Source organism: Noviherbaspirillum galbum (assembly GCF_010974945.1).
Taxonomy (GTDB): Bacteria; Pseudomonadota; Gammaproteobacteria; order Burkholderiales; family Burkholderiaceae_D; genus Noviherbaspirillum; species Noviherbaspirillum galbum.
In genome coordinates this window covers 56,724-73,566 of sequence record NZ_JAAIVB010000012.1, presented here as the reverse complement: position 1 = coordinate 73,566, position 16,843 = coordinate 56,724, and the positions used below count along the sequence as shown (strand labels likewise).

Sequence of the window (16,843 nt, the reverse complement as noted above, 5' to 3'; positions counted from 1 at the left end):
ATCGGCATCGGTCATCTCCGCCTACCTTTGTCATCCCCGCGCAGGCGGGGATCCCATTTCGGTCGTCCGGAGAAGCGAACAATGGGATTCCCGCCTTCGCGGGAATGACAGGAGAGGCAGGTGCTCCAGGACTCAGGTACTTACTCCGGCGGAGAATGGTATCTCCCAGAATCATCGAACGAGGTCGTCCAAGCTGACTCCCACATGGCGGTTGAAGCAGCGTTCTATGGGTATGTCTTTGTCCACCGACCAAGCCATTACCGCATCAGCATCACGCAGCCACCAAAGCGAACGGATTAAGAAATTCATCCCCCGCATAATGATGCACTCCGTTCTCCCAGTATTGTCCCTGCAGCACGGACTTGCTCCCGACGATCGTTGTGAACACCGCGCCCTGGTTGCCGACATTGGTGTACCACTCGTGCATGACGCCTTCCTTGTTGCCCGAGAAACCGGTGGAGTCGTAGGTGCTCTTGTCGAAGGCGTGCATTTCCACGCCTGCCCACGTCCGGGTGAACGTTTCCCATCCAGTCTGGTGAAGCTTCATGTTCGCGTTGTGGTAAACCCAGTCGTGACGGTCGACGTGGTCGCCGCTCAGCCTGTAAGTATCGGTCGTGATGGTTTCGCCCTTGAGGTTGAAGGTGTCGACTTCGACGACGGGGGAATTCCCTTGCGAACTCTGGTGCGTTGTCCGGTTGATGACTTTCCCGGACGCGACGTCATGGCCCTGCTCGATGAAGCGTCCCAAGTTATCGACGAAGTTGTCCTGCACCACGGGCGAGTTCGGGTCGGCGCTGGCATGCACGAAATCGTGGAATGCATGCGTCTGCAGATCCTGTTCGCGGCGCACCTCGCGTCCCGCCCCATCTTTCCAGTCAAAGGCTTCCCAGATGACCGGCGAAGCCGGGTCGGCGGTGGCATGAACGCGATCGTGGTAGAGCGAGGTCTGCAAATCCACTTCGCGCCGAACGTCCCGGCCCGCCCCGTCCTTCCAGTCGAACGCCTCCCAGATGACTGACGAAGCCGGGTCGGAAGTCGCATGAACACGGTCATGGTAAAGCGAGGTGTTTGGGTCGAGGTCGCGCCGGACGTCACGGCCAAGCTCGTCCCTCCAGTCAAAGGCTTCCCAGATCACGGACGACGCCGGATCGGAGTTGGCATGGATGCGGTCATGGTAAAGCGATGTTTTGGGATCGAGGTCGCGCCGAACGTCGCGGCCGAGTTCGTCTTTCCAGTCGAAGGCTTCCCAGATCACGGACGAGGCCGGATCAGGCGTCGCATGGATGCGGTCATGGTAGAGGAAGGTCTGCGGGTCCATGTCGCGCCGCACGTCGCGGCCAAGCTCGTCTTTCCAGTCAAAAGCTTCCCAGATGACCGGTGAAGCCGGATCGGAGTTGGCGTGGATGCGATCGTGGTATAGCGTCGTCTGCGTGTCCAGGTCCCGCCGGACGTCGCGGCCAAGTTCGTCCTTCCAGTCCAGGGCTTCCCAGACGACTGGCGAGGCCGGATCGTAGGTGGCATGGATGTAGTCATGGTAGAGCGTCGTCTGGTCGTCGTATTGCCGCCGGACCTCGCGGTTCGCGCCATCCTTCCAGTTGAACGCTTCCCAGACGACGCGTGATTCCGGGTCGCTTGATTGATGCACGTAGTCGTGATACAGGTCGGCAAGGATGTCGTGTTGATGGCGTACTTCCCGCTGCAGGCCGTCCTTCCAGTTGTAGGCTTCCCAGACGACCTTGGATTCCGGGTCGCTGGTTTCGTGGACATAGTCGTGATACAGGTTTTCACTGAGGTTGACGTCGTGGTGGCGCACCTCGCGGCCGGCGCCATCCTTCCAGTTGTATGCCCGGGCGATGAGCTGTTCCTGCGCGTCGAAATGCATTTCGTTGTAGAGGCCGTCCGGCTTCGTGACGGTGAAGATGCGTTCCTTGAAGCTGCCGTCGGGGTTGCGAAGCGATGCGTCGGTGAGGATGTTGCCGTTCTGGGCGACGAAGCGGGTGGTGGTGCCGTTTTCGTCGGTGGTTTGCGAAGGCGGATTGATGAATGATTTTGACACGCGCTGCGTGTCAGACGCGAAGGTACCGTATTCGGTCCATTTCTGGTTATTGAAAGCATCCCATTTTTCGCTATGGACCACCACTGGCGATGACGAGTCAAACGTTCGTTCCGGATCGGGGTCCTTGATTACCAACCCAGAAGAACGGAAAAACTCTGTCGCTGCTTGCAAGTTAAGGGCATCGATTCCGTTATCGTACCCGCCGCCGATATCGCAATGATTACCGATCGAATCCTTGATCGTGATGTCGCTCTGACTTGTGTAATCTGCAGATTCAAACTCATAGCGATATTCATTTTCCGCTCGTACGATAGTAATGTTGTTGGCGTTCGGCGCAAAAGCTAGATTGCCCTTAATCTGAGAGTACACGGGATCGAAAATTAAACCGGCGCGTACCTTGATCTGACCGGGAGGAATAAGAATTTTTGAATTGTCGGTCGGATCAACTAGGCCTTTTTCGTAAAGAAGTTGGGAGAAAATGGCGGCAGAAGCGCCTCCTCTACTAAAGGAGGTCAACATCACATTCACGTTTCCGCCTGGATGATTCAACAGCCAAGTTTTAGCAGATATGGCAAATTTTTCATACGCAAGGTTGGCCGATGTGGCGATGTACGAGGTAGGGAGAACTACATCGAGCGCATTTTTCGAACCCGGGCCGGGGAAATATTCAACGTCTGTCTTATCATCTTCAATCGCGCCGAAGGTTTGTTTAAATAGTTCGGCTACGTTCGTGTCAAATGGGTTCTTCGACAGTTGAACGTTATTCATGTCGTTATTTGTTCCATCGAACCCAGCAAAAAAGATGTATTCGCCAAATGGGACATGATCGCGTGAAGAATTAGCGATGTCCATCGACTGATGGACCGCCATAGCGATTTCCGATGAGATTAGCAAATTCGTGGCCGGCTTATCTAATTGAAGTTGAGTTTCCATCCCAATTTTCTAATATTTTTGAATGAGCACTGCCCTGCCTTTCGGCATGCTGAATGCGTTAAATTTAAAGGAATCGATGCGCTAGATAAGGCGCCGACTTTTGTAATAGGCGACTAGAAACAGTTAAAACTGCTAGCTTTCTGAATCGCTTGGATACACTTGATAAACCTTCTTATGTTCAAAACCGGTGAATTCTGAACTTGGCCAGTCTGCCGGTTTTGGTTCTTGCGTTAGAAGATAGATGAAGAGATGATCATTTCTGATGACGAATCGAACAATGCACTTTGTTATATCTGACGGTAATCTCTTCTTTAATTCAGCCGATTCTTCGAATACGATACCTGTGGCTTTATTTCGCCATTTCACGTAAAGGAAGTCAGGTTTTAAGATGTACCCTCCCATTGCCATCCGCTGGCCGGCTTGGTCCATGGCAACCGCATAGCGTGACGGTGACGCCACCGGCTGCTTTGAATTCCCGTACTTGAAGTCAAGAATTCTCGCGTTTGGGCTATCTAGAATGGCGTCGAATTCAAATGTATGGAAAACCACTTGAGGTTGACTGGCACATCCTGCGAGACATACAAAGAGAATGGCGGTGCGGGTGACGGCTCGCAGCTTGACGCGAGTATTTTTCAGGAAATTGACTTTGCTGTTCATCTCGGTTGCCGTCGCTTAGTTCTCAATTAATCCGCTTATCGGTCGAATCGCCGTTTGCTAACACTCTATGCAGTGCCAATGGATCGTCATACTAGCATTTGCTTTCCGAGCGCCCTTGTCAAATTAGTGTCATTAGTTTTTTACACTCATTGAGGTTCACTTTCCACCGCGCGGCGAGGGCAGGGCATGACGACCCGCGGTGGCTGGTGAACTGCGTCACGAACGAACCCTGCCGGATTTCAGTTGTGCGCAACGACCAGCCAGGCAAGCCCGAGGAAGAGCTGAAAACAAAGCCCTCGTCTCCCGGGGATGTGCAGGTGGCGAACGGCAATCTGGCGCGGACGAGGATGGTGATGAAGGACCATCCCGATTTTTACGACGACGCCGAGGACGGACCGGAGTTTCACAAGATCCGGCCGCTGATCGAGGGCGCGGCGACATTCAGCGAGTGCATCGACGTCAGCGACGTGGCGCCTGGTTACGTCATGCTGTGCTCGTTGTCGTCGGATGCAAAGGCAATGCATTCGCTGATGCTGTTGTACCCGACCATGAACGGCGCATGCGGAAAAGCGCCTTTCTGCGCGTATTACTTTGAACCCCTTGCGAGGCGGCAGGACTGAGGCGAGGTACGAGGAGGCCCGCTACTCCTCGCCCGTCCGCCGCGACATCACCGACCCCGGCTCATCTCCGTCCTGTTCGATCTGGTGCGAAAACGGTTCGACCGAATCGAGCCGCCGCTGGCGGTCTTCCCTGATCGTGGGTCCCGCCTGCATGTACAGGGCGATGACCTCGGCGAGCTGCGTCAGCACCGTGAGATGGGTGCGCTCATAGCCGTGCGAGGCATCGGCGCCGAAGCAGAGCAGGGCGGTTCGCACGTCCGCGCCGGCGCTGACGGCGGCGCCGGCGTCGGAATGGTAGAAGCGGAAGACATCCCGGTGGGCGGGGATACCGTGTTCCTCGCAGAGGGCGAGCAGGCGGCGGGTCAGGTGATAGTCGTGCGGACCGGCCGAGTCCATCAAGGGAATCGTGACGCCGTTCTCGCGCGCGCCCTGGCCGGCGGCGACGGGACCGATGTCGATGCCGATCACTTCGCTGACGTCGCTTTCGATGACGGCGCTTGCGCCCGAGCCGACTTCCTCGGAGACCGTGAACACCACGTGGCAGTCCATCGGAACCGCTGCCTTGGCGTCCAGCACCGCCTTCAATGCGGCGAGCACCGACGCCACGCCTGCCTTGTCGTCGAGGTGGCGCGACACGATGAAGCCGTTTTCCAGGATTTCGGGCGAGGTGTCGAAGGCCACGTAGTCTCCGATGCGGATGCCCAGCCCGGCGGTCGATGCGGCCGATTCCACCGCTTCGTCGACGCGCAGTTCGATCTGGTCCCAGCTGACCGGCTGGGTATCGATCGCCTCGTTGTAGACGTGGCCGGACGCGAGCAGCGGCAGGACCGAGCCGCGGAAGCGCTTGCCGTCTTCCGAGAAGATGGTGACCCGTCCGCCTTCGGCCCAGCGGCTCGACCAGGTGCCGACCGGCATGAGCGCAAGCCTGCCATTGGGCTTGATCTCGCGCACCATGGCGCCGAGCGTGTCGAGATGCGACACCACGGCGCAGGCCGGGCTGGACTTCCTGCGCTCCGGCATGTTGCGCCGGAGAATGGCGCGCATGGTGCCGCGGCGCGTCAGTTCGTAGTCCACGCCGAGTTCGTCCAGCCGCGCACCGGTGTAATGCACGATCTCGTCGGTGAAGCCGGTCGGGCTGGGAATGGCAAGGAGGTCGAGCAGGGTCCCGACGAGGTAACCCTTGTCGATCTCGAGTTTATGCAGGTCGCTCATGCGTATTCATGCGTTCTCATGCGGTGTAGGGAAACAGGAGGTCGATGAAGCGCTGCGCCGTCGGTTGCGGGTCGTGATTGGCGAGGCCGGGCCGCTCGTTGGCCTCGATGATCACGTAGGAATCGCTGTCGGGCGAAGGCACCAGGAAATCCAGTCCGACCACGGGAATGCGCAAGGCGCGGGCCGCGGTCTCGGCTGCCTCGCGGAGCGCCGGATGCAGTTCGGCCGTCACGTCATGAATGGTGCCGCCGGTGTGCAGGTTGGCGGTCTTGCGCACCTGCACGACCTGTCCCTGTTCCGGAACCGACTCCAGGCTCAGTCCCTGGCCAACGAGGCAGCGCCGGGTTTCCTCGTCGACCGGAATCCTGCTTTCGCCGCCGGTGGCTGCGGCGCGGCGGGCGCTCTGGGCGTCGATCAGCTTGGCGATGGTGGCATTGCCGTCGCCTGTCACCTGCGCAGGACGGCGGATCGCGGCGGCGACCACCTTGTAGCCGATGACCACGATGCGCAGGTCCTGGCCGCTGCAGAATTCCTCCAGGACGACCGGTCCGCCTTCCTGCCGGGCGCGGTCGATGGCGTCCCGCAGATGCTCCGGTGTGCGCACGTCGATGCTGATGCCCTTGCCTTGCTCACCCAAGGCAGGCTTCACCACCACCGCGCCATGTTCCTGCAGGAAAGCGTCGTCGGCCGCGGCGTCGCCGGCGGTGCGCTGGCGCGGGACGCGCAGGCCGATGGAGGCGAGCCGCCGCGACGTCAGGACCTTGTCCTGGCACCAGGTCATTGCCACCCCGCCGGTCAGTTCGCTGAGCGATTCCCGGCACACGATTTCATGGCCGGCATGCCGCAGCTTGAAGATGCCCGCCGCCGCGTCGAGCACCTCGACGCTGATCGCGCGCCGCCGCGCCTCGTCCACGATGATCCGCGCATACGGGTTGAGCGCCGCGATGTCGGTGGTGTCGGTGAACAGGCCTTCATTGATGGCGTTCTTGGTCTTGATCACGAAGCCGGGCGCCTGCTGGAAGCCGAGCTTGCGGTAGAGGTTGATGGCTTGCTCGTTGTTGTGCAGCACCGAGAGTTCAAGGTAAGCACTCCCGCGACGGGCATAGTGCTTCATCAGGTAAGTCACCAGCGACTGGCCGGTGCGGGCGAGCGAGGTTTGCGGATCGACCACGAGGCACCAGAAGCTCGCGCCGCGCTGCGGGCAGCGGAAGGCGGCGGCATGGTCGATGCCCATCACCGAGCCGATCACGTCTCCCGTCTGCTCGTCTTCCGCGACGAGGTAGGTGATCGCTTCCGAGGCGCGCTGCGACCAGACCGTGGCGGTGTCGAGCAGCACCATGCTGCGCATGCTGTACAGCCGGTTGATGGCGGCGATGTCGGCGCGCGTGGTGAGCGGGCGGATGATGACGCCGGGCGCCCCGTCTTCCATCGTTTCCGCCGGGTCGAGCTCGCGCCGGAACAGGAGGGACGGGTCGAGGAAGAGATCGACCGGCGCTTCCGCCAGCACCAGCTGCGGATCGACCACGTGCAGGGCGATGTCGCGCTTGCCGGGCGCTTCATTCAGCATCGCTTCCGCGAGGTGGCGGGGCGAGTCGAAGGAAGGGCCGTACAGCACGCGCCCCCAGCCTGCCTCGATGATGGCGTTCGGCAGCATGCCCGCATTGCCGGCGGCCTCGCTGCCGTCGCCGGCGAAGTTTTCAGGGAGGTCTTCGTTTTGACTCGCCTGCTGTTCCTGCTGCTCCAGCCTTTCCTGGTAGTCGTGTTCGCTGTCGTCCAGCCCCGGCGGCGGCATGGGCCTGCCCGCATCGGCGTGCTGGTTTGTTTCGGGATAACTCATCGTCATTCTCCAAGTAGGGTAATCCTTGCCATGCCATGGCGCATCTCGCGCCGCATGGGCATGCGTTCCGCGGGCGCAGGCCGGGCGTTCACAAGCCGTGGGACTGGAGCCAGAACTCCAGCAGTGCCACTTGCCAGATCTTGGAGCCGCGCAGCTTTGTGATGTGGCTGTCGGGCGATTCCATCATCTTGTCCACGGTTTGCCACTGGAAGAGGCCGCGCTCGCGCGCCTTGCGCGAACCCAGGATGTCCCGGATGCCGTCGAGGAAGTCGCCGCGCAGATATTTCAGCGCGGGGACGGGGAAGTAGCCTTTCGGCCGGTCAATGACTTCGGCGGGGATGACCGCGCGCGCCGCTTCCTTAAGGACATACTTGCCGCCCTCGGCGATCTTGTGCCTGGCCGGGATGCGCGCCGCGAGCTCGACCAGTTCATGGTCGAGGAAGGGAACGCGCGCCTCCAGGCCGAAAGCCATGGTCATGTTGTCGACGCGCTTGACCGGATCGTCGACCAGCATGATGGTGGTGTCGAGGCGCATCGCCTTGTCGATGACGCTGTCCGCGCCGGGCAGGGCGAAGTGCCGCGCCAGGAATTCGCCGCTGAAGTCGCGCGAGACGAGTCCGGGCGCGAGGATCTCGCCCATTTCCGCGTGGTTGCGGTCGAAAAACACGCGGCGGTAGGCATCCGCTCCCTGGTCCGTTTGCTGCACGTCGGTCAATGGCGGATACCAGTGATAACCGCCAAAGACTTCATCGGCGCCCTGGCCGCTTTGCACCACGCGGCTGTGCTGCGAGACCGCGCGTGACAGCAGGTAAAAGGCGACGCAGTCGTGGCTGACCATGGGCTCGGCCATCGCATGGATGGCTTCCGGCAGGGCGGTCAGCAGGTCGCCTGCGGGGATGTGTATCTTTTCATGGACGGTGCCGTAGTGCCGGGCGACGAGGTCGGAGTAGTGGTATTCGTCGCCCGCTTCCTTGTCCACGGCGTCGAAGCCGATCGAATAGGTCCGCAGCTGCGTGGCGCCGGCCTCGGCCAGCAAGCCGGTGATCAGGCTGGAGTCCAGCCCGCCGGAGAGCAGGACGCCCACCGGCACGTCGGCGACCAGCCGCCGCTCGACCGCCAGCCGCAGCGATGCCAGCACGATTTCCTTCCATTCGTCGAAGCCGCGCCCTTCATCCTCGGCGCTGCGCTCGAACGACAGCCGCCACCAGGTTTTCTCTTCGCATTTGCCATCCGAATGCACCGTCATCCAGGTGCCCGGCGGCAGCTTGCGCACGCCGCGCAGGATGGTGTTGGGCGCGGGAACGACGGCATGGAAACTCATGTAGTAATGCAGTGCCTCCGGATCGATCGCGGTGTCGACCCCGCCCTTGAGCAGTGCGGGAAGCGTGGAGGCGAACAGCATGCGCTCGTCGTTGCGCGCGTAATAGAGCGGCTTGATGCCGAAGCGGTCGCGCGCGAGGTAGGTAATGCCGCTGTCGCGCTCCCACAGGGCGAAGGCGAACATGCCGAGCAGGCGGTCGAGCGCCTTCGGGCCCCAGGCATGCCAGGCCTTGATGATGACTTCCGTGTCGCCGTGGGAGGCGAAGCGGTAGCCCGCCGCCATCAGTTCCGCCCGTAGCTCCGGGTAGTTGTAGATCGCGCCGTTGAACACGATCCCCAGGCCGAGCTCGTTGTCGATGAAGGGCTGGTGGGCGCGCTGGGACAGGTCCATGATGCTCAGGCGCCGGTGCCCGAAGCAGCGCCCGCCCAGGCTGAAGATGCCTTCGCCATCCGGCCCGCGCCGGGCCTGGCTCTCGGCCATGTCCGCGACCAGGCGTACGTCCGCGAACCGGTTATCGAACCGGATTTCTCCTGCTATCCCGCACATGATGCATGATCCTCGCCTTAATGATTGTCGTTGCCGCCTTGCATGCGTTTCGGCGGTTCCGGGAGGACGTCATGCAAAGGGCATGGTTGTGTTGATAACAAAAGCGGGGATATGTTCCTTTGTCGCAGGCAGGTGCCGGATGACGGCAGGCAATGAAACGGCTTATGCCTCGTCCGCCGTCTCCGCACCGCAACATTTCTTGTACTTCTTGCCGCTGCCGCAGGGGCAAGGATCGTTGCGCCCGATCTTCGGGGCATCATGCCGCACCTGCTGCACCGCCGACTTGCGGCGCGGCTTCCAGAACTGGTGCACGTGCGGAATGGCCGCTTCGACCTCGATGGCAAGCTTGCTGCGCTTGACCTCGTCGTCGACCAGCGGCATGTCGTCTTCCTCGATCTCCTCCGCGCCGAGCAGGACGATCGGCCTGGCCATGTCGGCCAGCGGGGATTCCCACAGCGGTTCCCAGGCGTCGGCGCGCAATTGCATGCCTTCCCAGAAACCCCAGGCCCAGCCCTCGCCATCGATCAGGGTCTTGCCGTTTTCCTCGAACTCGCAGTAGAGCGGTTCGAAATCCTTGGGGGCGACGTCGAAGGTCATCAGGATTTCATTCATGAAACGGCCGATCAGGCCGACGATGCGCTGCTGTTCCTTGGGCGTCTTGAAAGCGGGGCCTTTCTCGCCGGCAGATCCCCAGACCACCGGCAGCCACTCTGCCATCGGCACCTCTTCCGGACCGATCGCCAGCGCGGTGAGGAAGCCGTGCAGGGAGTCCATGGTCATGCCGTCGTCGGCGCAGCGGTCGGAGAGCAGGAACTGGTCGAGTTCCTGGAATTCCTTGTCGGAGAGGGGATTGTCGAGATGCATGATGTTGATGGTCTTTATGTCGATGGTATCGGGGGCGCAGGCGCAAGTGTACTGCGCCCCGCCAAAAAAAGAAGCCGGCCCGCAGGCCGGCTTGCATGGAGCGCCGAAGATCAGTTGTCTGTCTTGGCGTTCGAGTAGATGCGGCGGCGCTTGGGTTGCACCAGGAACTTCACCTTGCTCGAATCGATCACCGAGTTGCCGGTGACTTGCGAGGCGCAGCCGATGCAGACGGTGACGTTCTTGCCGCCGACGGGCACCGTGGCCTGCACCGGCGAGGGCGGCAGGCCGCCGCCGGTAAAGATGCCCGAGGAGGCACCGCCGCAGGCGTCCGGCGTGCCGATGCCGCCGGAGCGGGTGAACAGGTTCACCGCGTAGCCGCGCGCCTCGCCGAGCTGGGCCGAGCAGGAGGCGCCGGCCGGCACTGGGCGGTTGGTGCTGAAGTACACCATGCCGCCCGCGATCAGCGCCGAGGTGACCGTCTGTTCGCCCTGGCCGTTCTGGTTCAGCTTCATGTACCAGCCATTGCTGGCCGAGGTCGGCAGGATCGGCGTCTGGTCGCAGGTGGTGTTGGTCGTCAGGTCGGTCATTGCATCGAGGTTGAGTGCCGCGGTGCTGGTCGCCACGATGGACAGGTCATCCTTGAACACGAAGAAGCGGTTGACCACGTCGCTGTACGGATAGTGCTGCTGCAGCGGGTGCTCGCGGTCGCCGGAGCCGATGGCAAGGTAGACCTTGCCGGCGACGGCGTAGGCCGCCGGGCCGTAGAGGAACTTGCGGCCGTTGTCGGCGCCGCTGGCGTTGGTGTAAGCCACGCGGCGGCCGAACCAGAGATTGGAAGCAAGCGTGGTCTTGTCGTAGTTCACGAAGTCCAGGCGGTAGACGTTGCCGCCGGTGTCCGCCGCATACGCATAATCCGCCATGCCGTCGGCATCCACGTCCACCAGGGTGATGTCCGCCGCCATGCTGCGCGCGCCGGTGAAGGTGAAGGTGCGGATGACATCGCCGGTATTGGCGTTCAGGATGTAGATCGAACTGCCCTTGGGCGAGGTGCAGGCGGGCGACTTGGTGTTGTCATCCTCGCAGGCATCGTAGCCGCCGCCGACGATCAGCACCGGCGTGGTATCCGAATAGCCCTTGATGCGCGCCACGCGCGGCGCCGACCAGGTCTGGCCCATCCCGGACATGCCGGTGGTGCAGTTGGTGTCGTCGGCCAGGTTGGGGCAGCCGATCGCCCATTTCAGGCTTGGCGTGTCGGGCGTGGTGACGTCGAAGCTGTACAGCATGCGTCCGCCGCGGCGCATGGTCGGGAAGATCCAGACCTTCGTGTTGTCGCTGTTCTGGTAGAAGCCGAGCGGGCCGTCGAAGAAGTAATCCTTGTTGCTGCCATCGCTCGGATACAACGCCGGAACGTTGACGTTCGGCGAGTCGCTGCTGAGCCGGCTGAGCCTGGAGTAGAACTCCGGCGCGATGAAGGCCCACTTTTCCTTGCCGGTGTTGGCCTCGACCGCGCGCAGCGTGCCGTCGTTGGCGCCGTAGTACACCACCACGCCGGTCGTGCCGCCGTAGTTGATCGGCAGCGGACGCGAGTGCACCACGTCGCCATGGATCGACGGACGGGTCTTGGTGGCATCGCCCCCGCCGGTCTCGTTGTTGACGTCCTTGCCGGAAATGAAGTCGACCAGGCTGGAAGACAGCCCGGAAGCGGCGCCGAACGAAGTCAGGCTGCTGCCGGAACGGGTGTAGATGGTGCGGTTGACTGCCCAGGTGGTCGCGCCGCTCGGATTGTTGCCCTTGCGCAGCACCTCGGCGACCGCGCCTTTTTCCACCAGCGGGCCATCGGGCAGGTCGGAGTAGGGGCTGTAGCCATCGCATTTGCCCTTGATCGTCGACGGGTCGAGCAGTTGGGACGTGGGCGACATGCCGTCGGTCACGCTTTGCCAGTAGGTCGCCGAGTCGCTGGTCCAGTAGCTGATGGCGCAATCCGTCACGAAGCCGGTGACCGGGTTCACAGCCAGCTTGGGCGGGCTGTCGTTGTCGCCGAGTTCGATGTTGCCGCCCTGGTTGATCAGTTGATAGCGCTTGAGGTTGCCGAACCAGCGCGGCTTGTTGTCCGGGCGGAACATGCCGATGAACACCTGGTTTTCATTCTGCGCGCGGTTGGTTGCGTTGACCGGGAGGCTGGCGGAAGCGAAGGTCGAGTTGACGGCCTGGATCTCGCTCAGGATGTTCTTCAGCGCCTTGACGATCTCGGCCTCGTTCATTGCCGAAAAGTACTTGCCGCCGCCATTCTTCGCCATGCTCATCATCAGCGAGGTGTGGTCGGCGTTCGGCTGCTTGTTGTAGACGTCGATGGTATAGGTCGAGATCGACTTGCGGTTGCTGGCATCCCCGGCGAGCGGCACGCCGCCCTGGAACATGAAGCGGGCCCATTCGTCGGCATTGCGCGGGCCGTTGTCGGCCACGGTGGTGGTGCTCAGCACGTTGGTCTGCACGAGGTTGGTGCCCAGGACCTTGTACTGGTTGCTGCCGGTGGCGCAGGTGCCCCCGGGAACGGTGGCGGTCTGGGTCACGGTGTAGCGCTTCTTCGGCGTCAGGGTCTGGTTCAGCACCGCCTTCTTCGTACGCTGCGTCGTACAGATGTTCGCGTCCGTCATGCTGGTCATGGTGTACGAGCAGGTGTAGTTCGCGGGGCAGGTGGCGCTGCCGTAGTCATTGCTCGCCATGCTCCATTGCGTGGTGCCGCTGGGCTGTCCGCCGGAACCGGTCCAGTAGCAGCTGTTGGACGTGATGTTCGATTGCGCCACGCCGCCGGTGGCATCCTGGCCGGCATCGACCGAGTAGGTGCAGGAAATGGCATTGGCGGGGCAGGTCAGGCCGGCCGCCGCGCCCGCGCCGGCCGCGGTGGCGGCGGGGGCGGAGCTGAGGTAGGCGGTCGTTCCGCTCGTCACCACGGTCACGTTCGGGTTGTTGACGAGGTCGCCGAGACGGCAGCCTTCGGTGAAGGTGGAACACTGCGCCTGGAAGTCGGTGGCGGTCACGGTATCGGTATCCGAGGTGCCGTTGCTGTACTGCTTGCAGCTCTGGGTGTACTTGTCGGTGACGCTAGCCGAAGTCACCGTGCCCTTGGCGCTGTACAGTTCGCACACGTTGTCGCTGGTGTTCATGCCGTAGCCATAGGCGGTCTGCGCGGCGCCGAGGCTGGAGTAGCACAGCGAGGTATTGCCGAGTTCGGTGCTGGAAGCCGCGCTGACGGTGATGCTGGTAGTCACGCCAGGCATGCGCAGCTGCGTGGTGTCGCCGCCGAGCGCTGCGAGGCGCGCGGTATTGGCGGAATCGTCGGCCGCCGGTCCGCTGGAATTGGGGTTGCCGATGAAGATGACGTAATTGTTGGTGCAAGTGTCCGCGGCGCTTAGCGGAGAAGCGAAGTTGCTGTAGGTGGTCGAGTAGCCCGCCGCGTCGGTATCCGGGTTCGGCGCCGCGCTCTGGCCCCAGTAGCTGGCCGCGCCTGCGAAGTAGTTGTAGACGTCGTACATCAGGTTGCCGTAGGGCGTGCGCGAGTTGCGCTTTTCGCTCGGGCTGTTGATGTTGTTGAAGATGGTGGTCAGCTTGGTGCCGAAGTTCGTCCGGTTGGTGCTTTGCGCCATGTCGCGGATGGCGTAGCGGACGAAGCCGCCATTGTCGTTGGCGTTGCCGTTGGTGACGAATTCCATCAGGCCGAGGTTGATGTTGTCCGTGCTGGTCAGGGAGTTGACGACCGTCTGGATGGCGCGCACTTCCGCCTGTCCTTGCTGGATGCCGCCCGGCCACTGCTGGCTTTGCCGCGCCCAGTTGGAGGTGTTATCCAGCACGATCAGGATCTTGGGACCCGAGGCGCTGGTGGCGGCCGCCTTGAAGATGTCGGTGTCTTCCGCCAGCGAGGGCAGGGCGGTGGTCAGCGCGGCGGCGCCGAGCGACAGGGCCAGGCAAACGGGTTGGAGGTATTTTTTCATGATGGGACCCTTTGGCTTCATCAGAGCAGTCAGGACGGCAGGCAGCTGCCGGGTACGTCTTTTTCGGATACCGGAACGGCCACGCCCTGGACGTAATTCACGGTCGCGTTGTTCACCATGTCCTTGGACTGGGCGCGGATTTCCCACACCGTGTCGTAACAGGCGGAATTCACGGTCTTGCGTTCCATCGACATGCCGGTCTGGTCCTGTTCCTGGGCGCAGGTCACTTCCTGCAGGTCGCTCAGGTCGGGCGGGATGTAGGGCTGCGCCTTGACGCAGACCGGCTGCTGCAGCGTCACGCGGATGTCGTTCGTGCCGTCGCCGTTGACGTCCACGCACTTGGTGTTCGCACCGCAGTTGGGATCGGTGATCATCGCGGCCGGGTTCTGGTAGAACTGGTCGCTGATCGCCTGGTCGACCGCTTCCTGCGCGGCGGAGTACACGTCGTTGTGCTGCTGCATGTTGCTGACCGACTGCAGGCTGCTGTTGCCCAGGTTCGCGCTGGTCAGCGCCAGCAGGGTCAGCAGCACCAGCATGATCAGCGCGACCATCAGCGTCACGCCCTTCTGGTGTTTGAGCATCGGTCGTTTCATTGTTTTCTTCCTGCTGCGTTGGCCAGGCGGATGCTGGCCTGATAGACATGGCGCTTGTAGCTGTCGCTGAACGGCCCGTAGCTGTTCGACGTGCCGTCGGCCTTGCTGCCGAGGACGTAGGTCTTGGTATCGGTGTAGCCCGGCGTCTGCTCGGTGTTGCGTGCCAGGAGGTTGAGCTTGACCGAGGTGACGTTCTTCCAGTTGGGCGTGTTGGGCGCGACGCAGCTGGCGGAGTACGTTGCGGTGTAGGTGTCGGGGCTGGCGTTGTAGAGGTCGGCCGTGCCGTCGCAATTGGTGTCGATGCCGTATTCGACCTGCATGTTCTCGATGCCTTCCACCAGCGGCACGATGGTGAAGCCGCCGGCGCCGAGTTCCGCGCGCTTGAGGGTGGGGATGCCGTCGCCGCTCTGGTCGTTGTTGGCGATGAAGTAGATGTGCGTGCGGTAGCGGCGCAGGGGGGCCGCGGCGGTGCAGTTCAGCGCGTTGAGGGTGAGCAGCGAGGTGTCGGTGTTCAGGTCGAAGGGGGTGGCCGACTGCGTGTTGCAGAGCGCCACCTGCAGGTAGGGAACGCTCGTCTGTACGGCATCGCAGTTGGTGCCGGCCTCGCCGACGTAGCAGGTGCTGGCGCGTCGGACCACGATGACGTCGGTGCCGGTCTTGACGTCGCTCAGGCAGCTCAGGCTGTTGCTCTCGTCATAGCCCTGGATCACGATGGGCAGCGCCGCCTTCAGGGCCGCCACGCCGGTCTGGCAGGGGTCGGGCGTAGTCAGCGGCGCGGTCAGGCGGCTGACGTCGAGCTCGCCGTAGTAGCCGGCGATGCGCAGTTCCTCGGTCAGCATGTCCATGGCGAAGCGGCCGTTCTCGATCTGCCGGTTCACCTTCTCGATTTCGCTGCGCGTCCTGTTGCTGTTCATGAAGGTCGCGGTCAGGCCGGCCAGGATCAGCAGGCCGATGGTGAGCGCGATCATCAGCTCGACCAGGGAGAAACCGCATTGTGTGCGTGATGATGTCATGTCGTTGCCTGCCTGTTAGCAGTTGGGCACGGGAATGCTTACCCGCGTGGCGATCGAGCGCCGCATGTTTTCCGCGCCATACTGGCCGCTGCCGCAGGTCAGGCTGGGCGCCTGCGTGGCATGCATGCCTTGCCAGGAAACGGTGATCTGGTAGACGCCGGCGGTGCAGGCGCCGTTGGTGCCGTTCGGCGCGCTGATCTCGGTGATGCAGCCGCGCGCGCCGTTCATGGCGCCAACCTTTTGCGCGTTCGCGCCGCCGGTCGTTTCGCCCGCGCCCTGCAGGGCCTTGCTCCATTCGCACTTGTCGCGCTGGGCCTGGTTGGTCAGCGTGCTGCAGTCGGACGCGGGGCTGTCTCCCGTTCCCAATGCGCTGCCGGTGGCATAGTCGCGCACCACGGCGACGGCCGAGGTGTAGCTGGCGTTGACGGTGGTCGAAAACTGGTCGCAGCGGGTGGTGCTGCCCAGCGCCTTGACGTTGCGGCAGGGGATCATCGGCATTGCCTTGATGCGCTCGGCCATGTCGTTCAGTAGGATCACCGCCTGGCCGCGCTGGTAGGCTTCGAGCATGCCGATGTTGACCTTGTTCTGCAGGCCGGCCAGGCCCAGCATGCCGAAGGCGAGAATGACGATGGTCACCAGGACCTCGATCATCGTGATGCCGCGCTCGCGCCGGCCTTGGTAAGGAATGCGGCTTAGCATGATGAGTTGCTCGCAACGGATTTCTGGTAGGGACGGCCGCTCAGGTCGACGTTCACGCACATCTTGGTGGTGGCCGCGGTCGAGCTGATGCTGAAGCTCGGCGCGGTCGAGCCGGTGATGCGTCCCGACGGGCGGTAAGTGACGTTGCTGCCGGTGATGGCGATCCTGCTCGTGGCGCCGTGTTCGAGCAGCTTTTTCGAGACCGAGGCATCCGGATCGGCGATGTACCAGCCCTGGTCCCATTGCGAGGCATTGACCGCTTGCAGCGTGACGTTGGCATTCAGGCGCAGGGCTTCGCTGCGGGCCTTGGCGAGGGCGATGTAGATGTCGGTGGCGGCCGATTTCATGCGCTGCCTGGCAATCATCTCCGTGAAGGCAGGGCCGGCCATGGAAAACATCACGCCGCCGACCGCCAGCGTGATCAGCACCTCGACCATCGTCAGCCCGCGCTGCGGGCGGCGTGGACAACATGGAACGCGCGGGGAAAGTATCTTCATGGCGTG

Annotated in this window: 12 protein-coding genes; 1 reads left to right on the top strand and 11 read right to left on the bottom strand. The window is 62.4% G+C overall.

Translation table 11 applies throughout. The annotated features are described in order from the left end of the window. Positions 1 to 271: 271 nt before the first annotated feature. Together G3574_RS04350 and G3574_RS04345 are read right to left on the bottom strand one after the other, a co-directional pair. Positions 272 to 2,989, bottom strand: coding sequence for a hypothetical protein (locus G3574_RS04350; RefSeq protein WP_163960796.1), 2,718 nt, complete (start codon positions 2,987 to 2,989; stop codon positions 272 to 274). Between the two features lie 132 nt (positions 2,990 to 3,121). Continuing rightward, positions 3,122 to 3,646 carry a hypothetical protein gene (locus G3574_RS04345; protein ID WP_163960795.1) on the bottom strand — a complete coding sequence of 175 codons (525 nt, stop codon included), beginning with the start codon at positions 3,644 to 3,646 and terminating at the stop codon, positions 3,122 to 3,124. A gap of 245 nt (positions 3,647 to 3,891) precedes the next feature. On the opposite strand from G3574_RS04345, the gene G3574_RS04340 reads away from it, so the two are divergent. After that, a complete protein-coding gene (locus G3574_RS04340) occupies positions 3,892 to 4,266 on the top strand; it encodes a hypothetical protein (protein ID WP_163960794.1) in 375 nt (124 codons plus the stop codon). 21 nt (positions 4,267 to 4,287) lie between these two features. Here the strand turns inward: G3574_RS04340 and G3574_RS04335 are convergent, their stop codons facing one another. The 9 genes from G3574_RS04335 to G3574_RS04295 form a co-directional block, all read right to left on the bottom strand. Beyond that, positions 4,288 to 5,478 carry an osmoprotectant NAGGN system M42 family peptidase gene (locus tag G3574_RS04335; RefSeq protein WP_235953000.1) on the bottom strand — a complete coding sequence of 397 codons (1,191 nt, stop codon included), beginning with the start codon at positions 5,476 to 5,478 and terminating at the stop codon, positions 4,288 to 4,290. 16 nt (positions 5,479 to 5,494) lie between these two features. Continuing rightward, entirely contained in the window at positions 5,495 to 7,315 is a 1,821-nt protein-coding gene (gene ngg, locus G3574_RS04330) for an N-acetylglutaminylglutamine synthetase (protein ID WP_235952999.1), read from the bottom strand. An 88-nt stretch (positions 7,316 to 7,403) separates the two neighbouring features. After that, entirely contained in the window at positions 7,404 to 9,182 is a 1,779-nt protein-coding gene (locus G3574_RS04325) for an N-acetylglutaminylglutamine amidotransferase (protein ID WP_163960793.1), read from the bottom strand. 162 nt (positions 9,183 to 9,344) lie between these two features. Continuing rightward, positions 9,345 to 10,046: a UPF0149 family protein gene (locus G3574_RS04320; RefSeq protein WP_163960792.1), complete on the bottom strand. Its 702-nt coding sequence runs from the start codon at positions 10,044 to 10,046 to the stop codon at positions 9,345 to 9,347. 110 nt (positions 10,047 to 10,156) lie between these two features. Beyond that, positions 10,157 to 14,035, bottom strand: coding sequence for a pilus assembly protein (locus G3574_RS04315; RefSeq protein ID WP_163960791.1), 3,879 nt, complete (start codon positions 14,033 to 14,035; stop codon positions 10,157 to 10,159). Positions 14,036 to 14,064: 29 nt separating this feature from the next. After that, positions 14,065 to 14,628: a PilX N-terminal domain-containing pilus assembly protein gene (locus G3574_RS04310; RefSeq protein ID WP_163960790.1), complete on the bottom strand. Its 564-nt coding sequence runs from the start codon at positions 14,626 to 14,628 to the stop codon at positions 14,065 to 14,067. Then, positions 14,625 to 15,641, bottom strand: coding sequence for a PilW family protein (locus tag G3574_RS04305; RefSeq protein ID WP_163961020.1), 1,017 nt, complete (start codon positions 15,639 to 15,641; stop codon positions 14,625 to 14,627). Before G3574_RS04305 ends, G3574_RS04310 begins: the two co-directional genes overlap by 4 nt. A 15-nt stretch (positions 15,642 to 15,656) precedes the next feature. Next, positions 15,657 to 16,340 (bottom strand): prepilin-type N-terminal cleavage/methylation domain-containing protein, encoded by a 684-nt coding sequence (locus G3574_RS04300; RefSeq protein WP_163960789.1) that lies wholly within the window; start codon positions 16,338 to 16,340, stop codon positions 15,657 to 15,659. After that, positions 16,334 to 16,837, bottom strand: coding sequence for a GspH/FimT family pseudopilin (locus G3574_RS04295; protein ID WP_163961019.1), 504 nt, complete (start codon positions 16,835 to 16,837; stop codon positions 16,334 to 16,336). The genes G3574_RS04300 and G3574_RS04295 overlap by 7 nt, the downstream gene beginning before the upstream one ends. Positions 16,838 to 16,843 lie beyond the last annotated feature (6 nt).

Excerpts from the sequence above, each read along its gene's own strand:
- G3574_RS04350 (WP_163960796.1), bottom strand. The coding sequence starts at position 2,989 with ATGGAAACTCAACTTCAATTAGATAAGCCGGCCACGAATTTGCTAATC.
- G3574_RS04345 (WP_163960795.1), bottom strand. The coding sequence starts at position 3,646 with ATGAACAGCAAAGTCAATTTCCTGAAAAATACTCGCGTCAAGCTGCGA.
- G3574_RS04335 (WP_235953000.1), bottom strand. The coding sequence starts at position 5,478 with ATGAGCGACCTGCATAAACTCGAGATCGACAAGGGTTACCTCGTCGGG.
- ngg (WP_235952999.1), bottom strand. The coding sequence starts at position 7,315 with ATGAGTTATCCCGAAACAAACCAGCACGCCGATGCGGGCAGGCCCATG.
- G3574_RS04325 (WP_163960793.1), bottom strand. The coding sequence starts at position 9,182 with ATGTGCGGGATAGCAGGAGAAATCCGGTTCGATAACCGGTTCGCGGAC.
- G3574_RS04320 (WP_163960792.1), bottom strand. The coding sequence starts at position 10,046 with ATGCATCTCGACAATCCCCTCTCCGACAAGGAATTCCAGGAACTCGAC.
- G3574_RS04315 (WP_163960791.1), bottom strand. The coding sequence starts at position 14,035 with ATGAAAAAATACCTCCAACCCGTTTGCCTGGCCCTGTCGCTCGGCGCC.
- G3574_RS04310 (WP_163960790.1), bottom strand. The coding sequence starts at position 14,628 with ATGAAACGACCGATGCTCAAACACCAGAAGGGCGTGACGCTGATGGTC.
- G3574_RS04305 (WP_163961020.1), bottom strand. The coding sequence starts at position 15,641 with ATGACATCATCACGCACACAATGCGGTTTCTCCCTGGTCGAGCTGATG.
- G3574_RS04300 (WP_163960789.1), bottom strand. The coding sequence starts at position 16,340 with ATGCTAAGCCGCATTCCTTACCAAGGCCGGCGCGAGCGCGGCATCACG.
- G3574_RS04295 (WP_163961019.1), bottom strand. The coding sequence starts at position 16,837 with ATGAAGATACTTTCCCCGCGCGTTCCATGTTGTCCACGCCGCCCGCAG.